The sequence below is a fragment of the Streptomyces cyslabdanicus genome (genome assembly GCF_052663305.1).
Genome location: NZ_JBQRUW010000003.1, coordinates 219,413 through 234,603 on the forward strand (window position 1 = coordinate 219,413; position 15,191 = coordinate 234,603).

General features: G+C 70.9%; 15 protein-coding genes and 1 tRNA gene. 3 read left to right on the forward strand and 13 right to left on the reverse strand.

Annotated features, from left to right (window positions below; translation table 11 throughout):
• Positions 1-59: 59 nt before the first annotated feature.
• The 6 genes from ACTYVM_RS03215 to ACTYVM_RS03240 form a co-directional block, all read right to left on the reverse strand.
• Entirely contained in the window at positions 60-344 is a 285-nt protein-coding gene (locus ACTYVM_RS03215) for an ATP-binding cassette domain-containing protein (RefSeq protein ID WP_445524423.1), read from the reverse strand.
• A complete protein-coding gene (locus tag ACTYVM_RS03220; protein ID WP_445524424.1) occupies positions 341-511 on the reverse strand; it encodes a hypothetical protein in 171 nt (56 codons plus the stop codon). The genes ACTYVM_RS03215 and ACTYVM_RS03220 overlap by 4 nt, the downstream gene beginning before the upstream one ends.
• 173 nt (positions 512-684) lie before the next feature.
• Positions 685-757: transfer RNA gene (locus tag ACTYVM_RS03225), tRNA-His, on the reverse strand.
• A gap of 111 nt (positions 758-868) precedes the next feature.
• A complete protein-coding gene (orn, locus tag ACTYVM_RS03230) occupies positions 869-1,477 on the reverse strand; it encodes an oligoribonuclease (RefSeq protein WP_445524425.1) in 609 nt (202 codons plus the stop codon).
• A 136-nt stretch (positions 1,478-1,613) separates the two neighbouring features.
• A complete protein-coding gene (locus ACTYVM_RS03235; RefSeq protein ID WP_445524426.1) occupies positions 1,614-2,834 on the reverse strand; it encodes a GlxA family transcriptional regulator in 1,221 nt (406 codons plus the stop codon).
• Between the two features lie 387 nt (positions 2,835-3,221).
• Entirely contained in the window at positions 3,222-3,383 is a 162-nt protein-coding gene (locus ACTYVM_RS03240; RefSeq protein ID WP_445524427.1) for a hypothetical protein, read from the reverse strand.
• A gap of 309 nt (positions 3,384-3,692) precedes the next feature.
• Between ACTYVM_RS03240 and ACTYVM_RS03245 the strand changes: the two genes are divergently transcribed.
• Together ACTYVM_RS03245 and ACTYVM_RS03250 are read left to right on the forward strand one after the other, a co-directional pair.
• Positions 3,693-4,220 carry a universal stress protein gene (locus ACTYVM_RS03245; RefSeq protein ID WP_445524428.1) on the forward strand — a complete coding sequence of 176 codons (528 nt, stop codon included), beginning with the start codon at positions 3,693-3,695 and terminating at the stop codon, positions 4,218-4,220.
• Positions 4,221-4,371: 151 nt separating this feature from the next.
• Positions 4,372-4,938 (forward strand): GPR1/FUN34/YaaH family transporter, encoded by a 567-nt coding sequence (locus tag ACTYVM_RS03250; RefSeq protein ID WP_445524429.1) that lies wholly within the window; start codon positions 4,372-4,374, stop codon positions 4,936-4,938.
• Between the two features lie 219 nt (positions 4,939-5,157).
• Here the strand turns inward: ACTYVM_RS03250 and glmS are convergent, their stop codons facing one another.
• The 3 genes from glmS to ACTYVM_RS03265 all read right to left on the reverse strand — a co-directional run bounded on the left by glmS (position 5,158) and on the right by ACTYVM_RS03265 (position 8,293).
• Positions 5,158-6,975, reverse strand: coding sequence for a glutamine--fructose-6-phosphate transaminase (isomerizing) (gene glmS, locus ACTYVM_RS03255; RefSeq protein ID WP_445524430.1), 1,818 nt, complete (start codon positions 6,973-6,975; stop codon positions 5,158-5,160).
• A gap of 13 nt (positions 6,976-6,988) precedes the next feature.
• Positions 6,989-7,246 (reverse strand): hypothetical protein, encoded by a 258-nt coding sequence (locus ACTYVM_RS03260; protein ID WP_189705630.1) that lies wholly within the window; start codon positions 7,244-7,246, stop codon positions 6,989-6,991.
• 153 nt (positions 7,247-7,399) lie between these two features.
• Positions 7,400-8,293 carry a DUF4429 domain-containing protein gene (locus ACTYVM_RS03265; RefSeq protein WP_445524431.1) on the reverse strand — a complete coding sequence of 298 codons (894 nt, stop codon included), beginning with the start codon at positions 8,291-8,293 and terminating at the stop codon, positions 7,400-7,402.
• Between the two features lie 124 nt (positions 8,294-8,417).
• Here ACTYVM_RS03265 and ACTYVM_RS03270 point away from each other — a divergent pair, with 124 nt between their 5' ends.
• A complete protein-coding gene (locus ACTYVM_RS03270) occupies positions 8,418-10,007 on the forward strand; it encodes a beta-N-acetylhexosaminidase (protein ID WP_445524432.1) in 1,590 nt (529 codons plus the stop codon).
• A gap of 74 nt (positions 10,008-10,081) precedes the next feature.
• Here ACTYVM_RS03270 and ACTYVM_RS03275 read toward each other — a convergent pair whose 3' ends face one another.
• Genes ACTYVM_RS03275 through ACTYVM_RS03290 form a run of 4 tightly spaced genes read right to left on the reverse strand, consistent with a single transcriptional unit; the run spans position 10,082 to position 15,084 of the window.
• A complete protein-coding gene (locus ACTYVM_RS03275; protein ID WP_445524433.1) occupies positions 10,082-11,851 on the reverse strand; it encodes an IucA/IucC family protein in 1,770 nt (589 codons plus the stop codon).
• Positions 11,848-12,378: a GNAT family N-acetyltransferase gene (locus ACTYVM_RS03280; protein ID WP_445524434.1), complete on the reverse strand. Its 531-nt coding sequence runs from the start codon at positions 12,376-12,378 to the stop codon at positions 11,848-11,850. The genes ACTYVM_RS03275 and ACTYVM_RS03280 overlap by 4 nt, the downstream gene beginning before the upstream one ends.
• The gene (locus ACTYVM_RS03285) at positions 12,375-13,658 is read right to left on the reverse strand and encodes a lysine N(6)-hydroxylase/L-ornithine N(5)-oxygenase family protein (RefSeq protein WP_445524435.1); all 1,284 of its coding nucleotides are present in this window, start codon (positions 13,656-13,658) and stop codon (positions 12,375-12,377) included. The genes ACTYVM_RS03280 and ACTYVM_RS03285 overlap by 4 nt, the downstream gene beginning before the upstream one ends.
• Complete coding sequence (locus ACTYVM_RS03290; protein ID WP_445524436.1) at positions 13,642-15,084, reverse strand: pyridoxal phosphate-dependent decarboxylase family protein; 1,443 nt, start codon at positions 15,082-15,084, stop codon at positions 13,642-13,644. The genes ACTYVM_RS03285 and ACTYVM_RS03290 overlap by 17 nt, the downstream gene beginning before the upstream one ends.
• Positions 15,085-15,191: the final 107 nt, after the last annotated feature.

Consider the following 15,191-nt stretch of genomic DNA (forward strand, 5'->3'; position numbering starts at 1 on the left):
CTCGCTGTACAGGGCCTGGTGGACGGGGTGGCGGGCGCTCAGGCGGGCCGGGGCCGTGGTCAGGGCCGCGACCGGCGGCGCAGCCGGGCCAGGGCCCGTTCGCCGAGCATGTCCAGGCGGTGGCCGGCCGGCCAGACCTCCCCGTCGGTCGGGCGGTCCATGCCGCCGAGGAGGTGGAGCAACGTGGACTTGCCGCAGCCGCTCGGTCCCATGACCGCGACGCTCTGGCCCGCGCGCACCTCCAGGTCGACCTCGTCGACCGCCCGCACCAGGCCCTGGTCCTCGCCGTGTTCCTTGGACACCCGGTGTGCCCGCAGCGCGGTGCCGCTCGATACGCCGGTCACGCACCCTCCCTCTTTCCGAGCCATGCCCGCTCGCATGCCTCCAGCCGCAGCACCACGCCTTCCAGCAGCAGCGAGGCGGTCGGGACGCAGGGCTCGTCCAGTGCCGCCCGCCGGGCGTCGCGCAGCCGGCGCATCAGCTCCCGGCGCTGGAGGTCCACCAGGTCCACCGGATCGGCCAGTCCACTGGCGGCGACCGCGACCAGCCGCAGATGAAAGTCAGCCAGGTCGGGCTTCGGCCACGCCGCACCCTGCGCAACCCACCGGACCGGCTCTGAACGGGTCGGGCGGGTACGCGAGAGGCCGGTGACCTGGGTATCAGGTCACCGGCCTCTCGGTGAAGGGTGAGTGACGGGACTCGAACCCGCGGCATCCTGGACCACAACCAGGTGCTCTACCAGCTGAGCTACACCCACCATGACCGGTCACAGGGATTCTGTGGCTTCCCCGACCGGCCGAGAAGAAGTCTACAGGGTCCGAAGGGGTGCTCGCGCACAGGTTTCGCGGCGCCCCTTCGTGGGACCCCGCTACACCTGCTGAGCAGGCAGGACGTGCTTCGCCGCGATCGTCCTGGCCGTGTCGGAGTCGGGACCGGGCTGGGGGACGAAGACGGCCTCGCGGTAGTAGCGCAACTCCGCGATGGACTCACGGATATCGGCCAGGGCGCGGTGGTTGCCGTTCTTCTCCGGGCTGTTGAAGTACGCCCGCGGGTACCAGCGCCGGGCCAGCTCCTTGATCGAGGACACGTCCACGATCCGGTAGTGGAGGTAGCCCTCCAGCGTCGGCATGTCGCGCAGCAGGAAGCCGCGGTCGGTGCCGACCGAGTTCCCGCACAGCGGGGCCTTGCCGGGCTCCTTGACGTGCTCCCGCACGTAGGCCAGGACCTGCTCCTCGGCGTCCTTGAGCGTCGTGCCGCCGGCCAGCTCGGCGAGCAGACCGGACGCGGTGTGCATCTCACGCACCACCTCCGGCATCGTCTCCAGCGCCGAGTCCGGCGGCCGGATGACGATGTCGACTCCCTCGCCGAGTACGTTCAGCTCGGAGTCGGTGACGAGGGCGGCCACCTCGATGAGCGCGTCGTCGGACAGCGAGAGGCCGGTCATCTCGCAGTCGATCCACACCATGCGATCGTTCATGTGTCTCACCTTACGGCGCCCCGCCGCGAGCTGAACCGACCATGCGGCGCCTTGTCGGACAAGGGCCGACGCGGCCCTCACGCCGGGACGGGTGGGCGGACGGTGCCAGGAGGCCCGTCCGCCCACCCGTCGTGGATCAGGAGCCGCCGCGCTGGCCCGGAACGCTCACCGACAGGGCCGCCGTGCGGCGGGCCTGGTGGGGCACCTGGCTCTCCGGCGGGAAGGAGGGCAGCGGCGACGCGGCACCGGCCTGGACGGCCGCCGCGGAGTGCGGTCCCGGGACGCCCGGCACGCCGGCCGTCCCCGAGCCGAGGTCGCCCTCGCCCTGCCGCTCGCTCTGCGGCCGCCGCGCCCGGTAGGCCGCCCGGTACGCCGCCGGGGACGAGCCCAGCTGCCGCCGGAAGTGGCCGCGCAGCGCCACGGGGGAGCGGAAGCCGCAGCGGCCCGCCACCTCGTCGACCGAGTAGTCGGACGTCTCCAGCAGCCGCTGGGCCTGGAGCACCCGCTGGGTGATCAGCCACTGGAGCGGCGCGCTCCCGGTCAGGGAGCGGAAGCGGCGGTCGAACGTACGCCGGCTCATGTACGCGCGCGCCGCCAGCGTTTCTACGTCGAACTGCTCGTGGAGGTGCTCCAGCGCCCAGGCGACGACCTCGGCGAGCGGGTCGGCGCCGATCTCCTCGGGTAAAGAGCGGTCCAGGTAGCGTTCCTGGCCTCCGCTCCTGCGAGGCGGGACCACCAGCCGCCGGGCCAGCGCGCCCGCGGCCTCGTTGCCGTGGTCCGAGCGCACGATGTGCAGGCACAGGTCGATCCCGGCCGCCGTGCCCGCCGACGTCAGCACGTCGCCGTCGTCGACGAACAGCTCTCTGGGGTCCACGTGGACGGACGGATAGCGCTTGGCCAGCGTCGGCGCGTACATCCAGTGCGTGGTCGCCGGCCGGCCGTCCAGCAGGCCGGCCGCGGCGAGTACGAACGCCCCGGTGCACAGGCCCACGATGCGGGCGCCCTCCTCGTGTGCCCGGCGCAGCGCGTCGAGCGCCTCCTCCGGCGGCGGCGAGGTGATCGAGCGCCAGGCCGGTACGACGACCGTGCCCGCGCGGGAGATCGCCTCCAGGCCGTGCGGTGTGGTGAGTTCCAGGCCCCCGGTGGTCCGCAGCGGGCCTTCCTCGCCGCCGCACACCAGCAGTCGGTAGCGCGGTACGCCGGCGTCCTGGCGGTCAACCCCGAACACCGACAACGGTATGGAACTCTCGAAGATGGGGCCGCCGCTGAACAGCAGCACCGCGACGATCTCCTTGCGGCGTCGCCCGGAAAGCTTCCGGGCCGCGGTTTCCGGCGCGGCAGCGGAGTCGTGGCTCATACTGCTAAGCCCCCCTCGGTGGTCGCGGCGCCCTGTTCCTCTCGGGTCTGTCGCTCCAACACGTTTCCCCTCGGTCCTGCACGAGTCCCCCGCCGTAAGACAGTCAAGATCGAATCTACTGCGTCCCGCCGCGCCGCGTTGACCAGTTCGTCACCCGGCACATTGTCGACATGGCAACTTGGCGTGAAGCATTCGATCACGAAGCGTTGCACTCGGGGAGCGTGCAGGGAAGTGCGCCTCGTCGCGGTGGCCAATCCCCGTAGGGTGCGCGGGGCCGTGGGGACCCTTTCCGTGCAGGTCGAACGGGGAGTGGGGGGTACTTCGGCCGGGGAATGCACAGATACGAGAAGTTGGCTGAAAAGCTACGGCTGCGTGCGTAAAAACCGGTCAACCGACCGGTGCTCTTCCGTCCGGGTGCCGGACGGCCGCCAGGCCCAGGGCGGTGCCGGCCTCGCCGGCGAACGACGTGCCGTACCGGAGCAGGGCCGCGGGGACGAGTGCGCAACTGAAGGCGGCCCAACGCGCCGCCTCGCCGGCGGTGTCGCCCAAGGCGCGCTGCCCGGTGTCCCGTCCGGCGTCCCGCGCGCCGCTCGGTGCGCCGGGTGCCCCGCTGTCACCGCGATCCCGTCCGTCGCGGAAAGTGAATCCCGCACAAACCGCCTGTACGGGGCAGCAACCATTGCGTTACGGGCGTGGCTCGTGCATGCTCCGGTGAACCGCCACGGAGAGTGCGCGGGATCTGGGCTAAGGAGGCGTGCCGCCGTACCCTTGGGGGTATGGGGACGGGAAGACCATTCCCGGACACAGCTTCGCCACAGACTGTCGTCCCCGACAAAGGATCACAACGCCGAGACAGCCATGGCCGGTCACGAATTCTTCGAACCCGCGGACCGCAAGCGACCGGTCGCCGACCCCACGGCGGCCGATCCCCTGGCGGCGGAAGAGCCACGCCATCCCTGCGATCCGGCGTTCAAGCACGGCGTCGTCGTCGGCTTCGACGGATCCACCTCCAGCGAGCGCGCCCTCGCCTATGCGATCGGCATGGCGCTGCGCACCCACTCGGGCCTGATCATCGTGCACGTCGCCAACCGGCTGCCCACCACGGTGTGGGCGGGCTGCGAGCCCCCCGTCTTCGTCGACGTGCCGGACCACCGCACCGAGGTTCTCGGCCTCGAACTCGCCTGCGCGGAGTACCTGGCGGAGGTCCCGTGGATCCTCGTCGAGCGCGGCGGCGACATCTGCCACGAACTCGAAGAGGTCGGCAGGGAGTACGAGGCGGACGCGATCGTCGTCGGCTCCACGCACGGGCTCGTGGGGCGCCTGTTCGGCTCGGTCGCGGGCCGGCTCGCCAAGCGCGCGCGGCGGCCGGTCGTCGTCATCCCCTAGTCGATCGCGCCCTGGACGGGCCCACGTCGGCCGACTCCCTTTTCCCGTCGCGCACTTTCCGTGAAGCTACTCGCGCGTAGAGGTGTTTGTGTCCTTGTGGAGGGCATATACCGGTCACCGCACAACTGCGCAGGCATGAAGGGAGCTTGCCGTGGCCAACGACGTCTCTGCGGGAAGCACCACAACCACCATCCTCGGCCGACTCGCCCTCGGTGTCACCCTGCTGGCCTTCGGCCTCGGGTACACCGAAGTCATCAACGGAGTGACGGCGAACGACTCGGTGACGCTCGCTCACTATGTGGGCGGTGTCGCACTGTTCGTCGCCGGACTGCTGGCCTTCCGCGATCGCGACACCGCGACCGGTACGGCCTACTGCGCGCTCGGCGCCCTCTGGTTCACCTGGGCCGTCTCGGTCGGCAACCAGGTCTCCGGCAACGGCGCGGGGCTCTTCCTGCTTCTGTTCGCCCTCGTGGCCCTGACGTTGACGCTCGCCGGCGGCGACGTGCTCGGCCAGGGCACCTACGGGCTGTTCTTCGTCTCCCTGGTGCTGCTCGCCATCGCCCGCTTCGCCGACAACGGCGGCCTGGCGAAGGTGGGCGGCTGGTTCGCCGTGGCGGCGGGAGCGGTCGCCTGGTACGCGGCCACGGCGGCGCTCGCCCACTGGCCCACGGAACTTCCGCGACGCGCTGCCGGCCGGGGGGTGACGGCCACCGGGTAGCTGCGCGGGCTGGGGGGTGGGGTGAGTTGCTCCCCGGCGGGTGAAAACGGACCCCCGCGTGTTGGGTGCACACGTGGGGGTCCGTTTCTCACGGTTCGGCCCGTGCGGGCGCGTTGGGGCTGGTCGCGCCCACGCGGCGGAGCCGCATGTCGATACAGCCCCGCGCCCCTGGGGCGCCCCTTCGGGGCGACCTGTCAGGGCACCGTTAACTACTTGCTCTTACTCGACCGTTACCGACTTGGCCAGGTTGCGGGGCTTGTCGATGTCTCGACCCAGGGTCAACGCCGTGTGATAAGAGAGGAGTTGGAGGGGAATGCCCATGAGGATCGGGTCCAGCTCGTCCTCGTTCTTGGGGACGACGATCGTCTGGTCGGCCTTCTCCTGCTCCTGGTGGGCGACGGCCAGGATCTTGCCGCTGCGGGCCTTGATCTCCTCCATGGCCGCGCGGTTCTTCTCCAGCAGGTCGTCGTCCGGCACGATCGCCACCGTCGGCAGCGCGGGCTCGATCAGGGCCAGCGGGCCGTGCTTGAGCTCGGAGGCCGGGTACGCCTCGGCGTGGATGTAGGAGACCTCCTTGAGCTTCAGGGAGGCCTCACGGGCCACCGGGTAGCCCCGGACCCGGCCGATGAAGAGCATCGAACGGGCGTCGGCGTAGTCCCGGGCCAGCCGCTCGATCTCCTCCTCCTGCTTCATGATCTCGGAGATCTGGGACGGCAGCTTGCGCAGGCCCTCGATGATCCGCTTGCCGTCACGCACCGACAGGTCGCGGATGCGGCCCAGGTGCAGGGCGAGCAGCGCGAAGGCGACGCAGGTGTTGGTGAAGCACTTGGTGGACACCACGCAGACCTCCGGGCCCGCGTGGACGTAGATGCCGCCGTCCGCCTCGCGGGCGATGGCGGAGCCCACCACGTTGACGACGCCGAGCACCCGCGCGCCCTTGCGCTTGAGTTCCTGCACGGCGGCCAGCACGTCGTACGTCTCACCGGACTGGGAGACCGCGACGTACAGCGTGTCGGGGTCGACCACCGCGTTGCGGTAGCGGAACTCGGAGGCCGGCTCGGCGTCGGCGGGGATGCGGGCCAGCTCCTCGATCATCTGGGCGCCGATCATGCCCGCGTGGTAGGAGGTGCCGCAGCCGAGGATCTTCACCCGGCGCACCGCGCGTGCCTCGCGGGCGTCGAGGTTGATGCCGCCGAGGTGCACGGTGGCGAAGCGGTCGTCGATCCGGCCGCGCAGCACCCGGTCCACGGCCTCGGCCTGCTCGTGGATCTCCTTGTGCATGTAGGTGTCGTGGCCGCCCATGTCGTAGGAGGCGGCCTCCCACTCCACGGTGGTCGGCTCGGCGGTGGTGCGGGTGCCCTCGGTGGTGTACGTGCGGAAGTCGTCGGCCTTGAGGGTGGCCATCTCGCCGTCGTCGAGGGTCACGATCTGCCGGGTGTGGGTGACCAGCGCGGCGATGTCGGAGGCGACGAACATCTCCTTCTCGCCGATGCCGAGCACGACCGGCGAGCCGTTGCGGGCCACCACGATGCGGTCGGGGAAGTCGGCGTGCAGGACGGCGATGCCGTAGGTGCCCTCGACCAGGCGGACGGCGGCGCGGACCTTCTCCTCCAGCGTTTCCGCCTCGGAGCGGGCGATGAGGTGGGTGAGCACCTCGGTGTCGGTCTCGGAGAGGAACTCCACGCCGTCCGCCTGAAGCTTGCGGCGCAGGTCGGAGGCGTTGTCGATGATGCCGTTGTGCACGACGGCGACCTTGTTGTCGGCCGACATGTGCGGGTGGGCGTTCGCGTCGGAGGGGGCGCCGTGGGTGGCCCAGCGGGTGTGGGCGATGCCGGTGGTGCCCTTGAAGCGCGCCGGGACCTTGGCCTCCAGGTCGCGGACCCGGCCCTTGGCCTTGACCATCCTCAGGCCGGCCGCCTTCGGCGAGGTGACGGCGATGCCCGCCGAGTCGTAGCCGCGGTACTCCAGGCGCTGAAGGCCTTCCAGGAGCAGCGGGGCGACGTCACGCTTGCCGATGTATCCGACGATTCCGCACATGTACAGGTATCCCTCAGCCGTAGACGATCCGGCGCAGCTGCCGGAGGGAGAGCTCCGGCGGTGCCACCGCGCGGTACTTCAGGTCCGCCCCGATCCGTTCGAAGATCTCCGCGTTCACCAGGCCCTGGGCCTGGAGCTCGCGGTGGCGGCGACGGACGAACTCCTCGGTCGTCTCGTCGAAGTAGGCGAGCACGTCCTGGACCACCCGCAGCGCCTCGCCCCGGTTGAGGGGCGTGGACCGTGTCAGGTGATCAACAAGTTCGTCGTGCACCCGGTGGATTCTGGAGTAAGGGACGGGCTTTCGCAAGAATCCTGCCCGATTTCGGGCAGGGATGCGCCGATGGGGTGGTGGGCGTGCCGGGTGCGGAGGTGGCGCGGGGTGCCGGGTGCGGGGGGTGCGGGGGTGGTGTCGCCCGGACGGTTCTCACAGGCGCCTGAGGACCGCCTGCTTGGCCAGGGTGAACTCCTCGTCCGTCAGTACCCCCGCGCGGTGCAGTTCGCCGAGCTCGCGCAGCCGCCGCAGCAGGACGTCGTGGTCCTCCTCGGTCCCGTCCGCGCCCGGGTCGGCGGCGGCCTCCACCGGGGCGGGCCCGCCGGGCATGGCCCCGTCCGCGGGCGCGGCCGGATGCGGCAGCCGCGCCTGCACGGCCGCCGCGACCAGCGCCATCAGCGGGTCCTTCTTGAAACCCCACAGCTCCACGGCGTTCGGGTCGTGCTTGGGCGGGACGTCGGCGGGCGCGCCCCGCACGGTGAGGCGCAGGAAGCCGTTCTCCAGCCCGGCGGCGGGCAGCCACTCCACCGCGGTGATGTCGGCGAGCGCCAGTGTGCGGGCCCCGCCCGCGGCCTTGGCGTCCTCCGTCTTCCAGTTCCACTCCAGACGCACCCGCTCGCCGTCGAAGCTCGCCGTGCCGTCCCCGGCCGACACCGACAGGGGCAGCGCGGGACCGGGCAGCAGGTACTCCGTCACCGGGCCGGAGGGCACCTGCTCCAGCCGCAGGGCGTCACGGACCACGTCCACGAAGTACTCGGCGACCCCGTAGCGCTCGGGCTCGACCAGCAGCTGATAGGGGTCGTGCGGCTCGGGCAGCCGGCCCGCGGTCGCGTGCAGCAGCGGATCGGCGCCGTCACGCAGCCGCAGCCTGAGCCGCCCGGCCCGCTTGCCCTGCTCGAACGACACGCCCGCCAGAGCGGCGAGCGGTACGCGGATCTCACCCAGGGTCCGTCGCAGCAGACCGACGTTCTTGTCCCGTCCCGGAGTCAGTCTCAGGGCGTCGCCGTCCAGCACCCACGTGCCGTCGTTCTGGATGATTTCCGTCATGGGGAGATTGTTTCACCGCATCTGCGAGAGAGTGGTCTATACCGTCGGGGCTCCCAGAGTCCCGAGCCGAACGAAGGGAGCGCATGTGAGACGGCACCACAGCACGACTCCCCGAGGAATCCGGATGCCCAGGACGAGCCGAGCCCTGGGCGCGCTACTGCTCGCGGCGGCGGCCGGGGCCTTCGCCGTGGGCGCCGCGCCCGCCGGCGGTGCGGCGCCCACGGCGGCCGCGACGCCGCTCGGCCAGGTGGTCCCGGCCCCCGCCTCCGTCCATGCGGGCGGGAACCCGTACCGCATCACGGCGGGCACCCACATCCGCGTCGACGACTCCCGCGAGGCGCGTCAGGTGGGCGAGTACCTCGCGGACGTCCTGCGGCCCTCCACCGGCTACCGCCTGCCGCTGACCACCCAGGGTCACGGCGGCATCCAGCTGCGGCTGGCCAAGGGGTCGTACGGAGCCGAGGGCTACCGGCTGGACAGCGCGGCGAGCGGGGTGACGATCACCGCGGGGGAGCCGGCCGGCCTCTTCCACGGCGTGCAGACCCTGCGGCAGCTGCTGCCCCCGTCCGTCGAGAGGAAGTCCGTGCAGCCGGGCCCGTGGCTGGTCGCCGGCGGCACCATCCAGGACAGCCCGCGCTACGCCTACCGGGGCGCCATGCTCGACGTCTCCCGGCACTTCTTCACCGTCACGCAGGTCAAGCGCTACATCGACGAACTCGCCCTCTACAAGATCAACGAGCTGCATCTGCACCTGAGCGACGACCAGGGCTGGCGCATCGCCGTCGACTCCTGGCCGCGCCTGGCGACCCACGGCGGCTCCACGCAGGTCGGCGGCGGCACGGGCGGCCACTACACCAAGGCCGACTACCAGGAGATCGTCCGCTACGCCGCCTCCCGCCATCTGGAGGTCGTCCCCGAGATCGACATGCCCGGCCACACCAACGCGGCCCTCTCCTCCTACGCGGAACTGAACTGCGACGGCGTGGCACCCCCGCTGTACACCGGCACCGACGTCGGCTTCAGCTCGCTGTGCGTGTCCAAGGACGTCACGTACGCCTTCGTGGACGACGTCGTGCGCGAGCTGGCCGCCCTCACCCCCGGCCGCTACCTGCACATCGGCGGCGACGAGGCGCACTCCACGAGCCACGACGACTACGTGCGGTTCATGGACCGGGTGCAGCCGATCGTCGCCAAGTACGGCAAGACGGTGATCGGCTGGCACCAGCTGACCGGCGCGACCCCGGCCAAGGGCGCGCTCGCCCAGTACTGGGGCCTGGACTCCACCAGCGCGGCGGAGAAGGCGCAGGTCGCCCAGGCCGCGCAGAACGGCACCGGGCTGATCCTGTCCCCGGCCGACCGGGTGTACCTCGACATGAAGTACACCAAGGACACCCCGCTCGGACTGGCCTGGGCCGGCTACGTCGAGGTGCAGCGGTCCTACGACTGGGACCCGGGCAGCTATCTGCCGGGCGCGCCCGCCTCCGCGGTGCGTGGTGTCGAGGCCCCGCTGTGGTCGGAGACCCTGTCGACCTCCGCCGACATCGACGCCATGGCCTTCCCCCGGCTGCCCGGCGTCGCCGAACTCGGCTGGTCGCCCGCGGCCACGCACGACTGGAACACCTACCGGACGCGCCTGGCGGCCCAGGCGCCGCGCTGGGACGCGCTCGGGATCGGGTACTACCGCTCCCCGCAGGTGCCCTGGCCCGCGCGGTAGGCCGAACGGCCGAACACGGCGACGGGCACCCCGGAGGACCGTACTCCGGGGTGCCCGTCCGTCCGGGTCGGGGCTCAGCGCCCCGCGAGGGGGTTGCGCAGGGTCCCGACCAGCTGGAGCGCCCCGGAGGGGTCCGCGAGGTCCACCATCTGCCGGTTGTCGCGCAACTGGAGCCGGTTGAGGCAGGACAGCGCGAACTCCGGGGCGAACAGGTCGTACTGCCGGAACTTCCCGGCGAGTTCCGGCACCGACTCCTGGTACGCGCGCACCACCTCGGCGACCGTCCCCCAGAAGTCGTCCTCCTCCATGATCCCCTCGGTGGCCAGGCCCGCGGCCAGGAAGCGGAAGAAGCAGTCGAAGACGTCCGTGAACAGGGACAGCAGTTTCTTGTCCTCCGGGACCTCCACCCGGATCCGCCGCACCTGGGGCGGCAGCGCGGCGTCCGGGTCCAGCACCGCGATCTCCTCGGCGATGTCCTTGAAGACCGCCCGCCGCACCTCGCCGTCCTGGAGCACCAGGATCACGTTCTCGCCGTGCGGCATGAACACCAGGTCGTAGGCGTAGAAGCTGTGCAGGAGAGGAGTGAGATAGGCGCGCAGATAACCGCGCAGCCACTGTGTGGGGGAGAGCCCGGAGCGCTCGATCAGCGCCGCGGCGAACGACGCGCCCTCGTGGTCCACGTGGAGCAGCGAGGCCATGGTGGCCAGGGACTCGCCGTCCCGCAGCGAGGGCAACGGGCTCTCGCGCCACAGCGCGGCCAGCATCTTCCGGTACGGCGAGTAGCGGTCCGTCGCCTCCTCGTACTCCAGGTGCCGGTAGCCGACGGCCGCCCGCTCGCGGATGATCGTCAGACCGGTCGACCTCAGTACCGGGTCGTCGGCGATGAGCCGGGCCAGCCAGTCGTTGATGGCCGGGGTGGCCTCCATGTAGGCGGCCGACAGTCCGCGCATGAAGCCCATGTTGAGCACGGACAGCGCGGTCTTGACGTAGTGCCGGTGCGGGTTCGTGCGGTTGAAGAAGGTCCGGATGGACTGCTGGGCCAGGTACTCGTCGACGCCCTCGCCGAGGCAGACCAGGTGCCGGCGGGCGATCTCGGCGGCGAAGGTGACGGTGAGCTTGTTCCACCACTGCCAGGGGTGGACGGGGATGAGCAGGTAGTCGGCCGGGTCGAGGCCCTGGCCGGTGAGCCGGGCGTGGAAGCGCTCGACGGTCCCGGGGCCCAGCTCCTCGCGCAGGAAGGCCTCGTACTCGATGCCGGCGCCCGCCGTGAACGCCGCCCGTGAGCGGTGCGCGGCCAGCCACACCAGCCGGACGGGGCTCGCGGTCTCGGGGGCGTACGACAGGTACTCGTGGACCCCGAAGCCGAGCCGCCCGTTGTTGGCGACGAAGCAGGGGTGGCCCTCGGTCATGCCGGTCTCGATGTCCTGGAAGGAGCCCTTCGCCAGCTCGGCGGAGGTGACCTGCGGCTTGGCCAGTTTGTAGCAGGTGCTCGCCAGGGTGGAGGAGATCTCCTCCAGGTAGATCGGGAGGATCTCGTCGCTCAGCCCCAGTGACGCCTTGAACTCGATGAAGAAGTCCAGTGCGGCGAGCGGCAGTTCGGCGCCGTCGCGTCGGCGGGTGATCGAGTCGGGGTCCACCTGCCAGTGGTCGAGGGCGCGGCGGACGGCGGCGAAGCGGTAGTGGGTGAGGCCGTCGTCGGTGGGGACGACCCAGTGGTCGCCGTCCGGGCGGGGAGCGAGCAGCCGCTCGTGCGTGAACTCGGCGAGCGCCTTGCGTATGAGCAGGCGGTTGGCCCTCTCCCAGCGCTCCGGGGAGAGATGGGACACGGCGTCGGCGAGGGTCATGCCGTCACCCCCGGGGCCGGGGTGAACTGCTCCCGGGTGCAGAAGCTCAGCAGCGCCGTCTTCTCCGGCTTGTCGATCTCGCGCTCCGGCACGAACCCGACGGCCGTGTTCAGCGCCTGCACGGCCTTGTTGCGCACGTCGGGCTCCACGACGACCCGGCGCGTCGCCGGATCCTCGAACAGGTGCCGCAGCACGGCGGTGAGCACCGCGCGGGTGAACCCGTGCACGGGTGTGTCGGTCGGCGCGACCAGGAAGTGCATGCCGACGTCGCCGGGTTCCGGCTCGTACAGCCCCACCAGTTCGCGGTGGGCCGGGTCGTACCGCTCCATCAGGAACGCGGGCTCGCCGTCGTGCAGGCCGAGGAAGGCGTCGTGGTGGCGGTCGGCGGCGATCTCGAGGTAGGCGCGCTCGACGTCCGTGAGTGTCGCGTCCTGCATCATCCAGAACGCCGCCTTGGGGTGGGTGACCCAGCCGTGCAGCAGCTCGGCGTCCTGCAGCGGGTCGAGCGGACGGATCGTGAGGGTCATGCGGCGAACTCCTGGAAGGCGATGGTCTTCTCGACCGGGTAGTGCTCGGTGCCGAGCAGCTCGCGGATGATGCAGCTGTTGCGGTAGGCGCCCATGCCCAGGTCGGGGCTGGTGATGCTGTGCGCGTGCACGCCGGCGTTCTGGAGGAAGACGCCCCGGCCGGTGACGTCGATCGCGTAGTTGCGGCCGATGTCGTGGTTGCCGTGGGAGTCGTAGCGCAGCCGGTCCCGGATCGGCTTCAGGAACTCGGGTTCGGCGTACCGGTAGCCGGTGGCCAGGACCAGGCCGTCGGAGCGCAGCTCGAAGTCCTTCCCCTGTTCGTCCTGGTGGAAGGTGAGGGTGTACGCACCGTCGTCGTAAGTCGCCCGGGCGAGGGACGAGTTGGTGAGCAGGCGGGTGGGGACCGGGCCGCCGAGGTTCTTCTGGTAGAGCAGGTCGAAGATCTCGTCGATCAGGGTGCCGTCGATGCCCTTGAACAGGCCCTTGTGCTGCTCGGTGAGGCGGTAGCGGGTCTGCTCCGGCAGCGCGTGGTAGTAGTCGACGTACTCCGGGGAGGTCATCTCCAGCGTGAGCTTGGTGTACTCCAGCGGGAAGAAGCGCGGGGAGCGGGTGACCCAGTTCAGCCGGTAGCCGTGGACGTCGATCTCGCCGAGCAGGTCGTAGTAGATCTCGGCGGCGGACTGACCGCTGCCGACCAGCGTGATCGACTCCTTGCGCTGGAGCGCCGCCTTGTGCTCCAGGTAGCGGGAGTTGTGCAGGAAGTCGCCGGTCAGGCCGCGGCAGGCCTCGGGGAGGTACGGGGGCGTGCCCGTGCCGAGCACCAGGCGGCGGGCACGGTACGCGGCTCCGGTGTGCGTCCGCACGGTGTACAGCTCGTCGCCCTCGTCGTACGTCACCTCGGTGACCGTCGTGCCGAAACGCACGCTGCTCAGCCGGGACGCCGCCCAGCGGCAGTAGTCGTCGTACTCGACGCGCAGCGGGTAGAAGTTCTCCCGGATGTAGAACGAGTACAGACGGCCCTTCCCCTTCAGGTAGTTGAGGAAGGAGTAGGGGGAGGTCGGGTCGGCCAGGGTGACCAGGTCCGACAGGAACGGGGTCTGGAGGTGGGCGCCGTCGAGGAACATGCCCGAGTGCCATTCGAAGTCGGGCTTGGACTCCAGGAAGACGCCGTTCAGTTCGGCGATCGGCTCGGTGAGGCAGGCCAGGCCGAGGTTGAAGGGGCCCAGGCCGATGCCCACGAAGTCATGGGTCTCGTACGGGGCTTCAGGACGCGCGGTCAAGGGACTCTCCCAGGTACTGCTCGGCGTGGCCGGCGATCAGGTCGAGGACGGCCGAGAGGTCGTCGGTCGTGGTCTCGGGGTTGAGCAGGGTGAACTTGAGGTAGTGGCGCCCGGCGACCTTGGTGCCCGCGACCACGGCGGCGCCGGAGGCGAACAGCGCCTTGCGGGCGTACAGGTTGGCTCGGTCGATCTCGGCCGGGTCGGTGACGGACACCGGGAGGTAGCGGAAGACCAGGGTGGACAGCGCCGGTTCGACGACGACGTCGAAGCGCGGGTCGGCGGCGAGCAGCGTCCAGCCCGCGGCGGCCAGGTCGCACACCTCGTCGAAGAGCTGTCCGACGCCGTCGGCGCCCATCACGCGCAGGGTCATCCAGAGTTTGAGGGCGTCGAAGCGGCGGGTGGTCTGGAGGGACTTGTCGACCTGGTTGGGGATGCGCTCGGTCACCGCGCGACGCGGGTTGAGGTAGTCCGCGTGATAGGTGGCGTGCCGCAGGACCGAGGCGTCCCGGACCAGCACGGCGGACGAACTCACCGGCTGGAAGAAGGACTTGTGGTAGTCGACGGTGACCGAGTCGGCGTGTTCGATGCCGGCGAGCAGCTCGCGCCGGGTGGGGGAGACCAGCAGGCCGCAGCCGTAGGCCGCGTCGACGTGCAGCCAGGTGCCGAACCGTTCGCACAGTCCGGCGATCTCGGGCAGCGGGTCGATGGAGCCGAAGTCGGTGGTGCCGGCGGTGGCGACCACGGCCATCGGGACCAGTCCGTGGCGGCGGCAGCGCTCCAGTTCACGGGCGAGCGCGAGGGTCTGCAGGCGCTTGTCGTGGTCGACCGGGACGCAGACCACCGACTCGGGGCCCAGGCCGAGCAGCCGCGCGGACTTGCGCACACTGAAGTGGCTCGCCTCGGAGGTGAGGATCCGCAGCCTGGAGAGGTCGTCGCTGCCGGCCTCCTCGCGGGCCAGCAGGAGGGCCTGGAGGTTGGACTGGGTGCCGCCGGAGGTGAACACGCCGTCGGCGTCGGGGCCGAGGCCGACGCGGGCGGCCGTCCAGTCGATGAGCCTGCGCTCGATCAGGGTGCCGCCCGCCGACTGGTCCCAGGTGTCGAGGGAGGAGTTGACGGCGGACAGGATGGCCTCGCCGAGCACCGCCGGGATGGCGACCGGGCAGTTGAGGTGGGCGAGGTAGCGGGGGTGGTGGAAGTAGACGGCGTCCTGGAGGTAGACCTCCTCCAGCTCGTCGAGGGCCGCCGTGGTGTCGCGCAGCGGCCGGTCCAGGTCGATCCGCTCGAAGCGGGGGGCGAGGGCGTCGGCGGTCACGCCCGTGAACGGCCGGTCGGTGGTGGCCAGCCGGGCGGCCACCCGCTCCACTCCTTCTTTCACGGACCGGCGGTAGTGCTCCGCGGTCAGGTCATTGAGCAGGTGTGAGCGCATGTGGGGGGTCCTCCGGTGGGGTGGGGACGGTCCGTGCGGGACGGGGAAGCGGCGCCGAACGCGCGACTCGGCTTAGGTTAGCCTAACCTAAGTTGATCTAGGTCAAG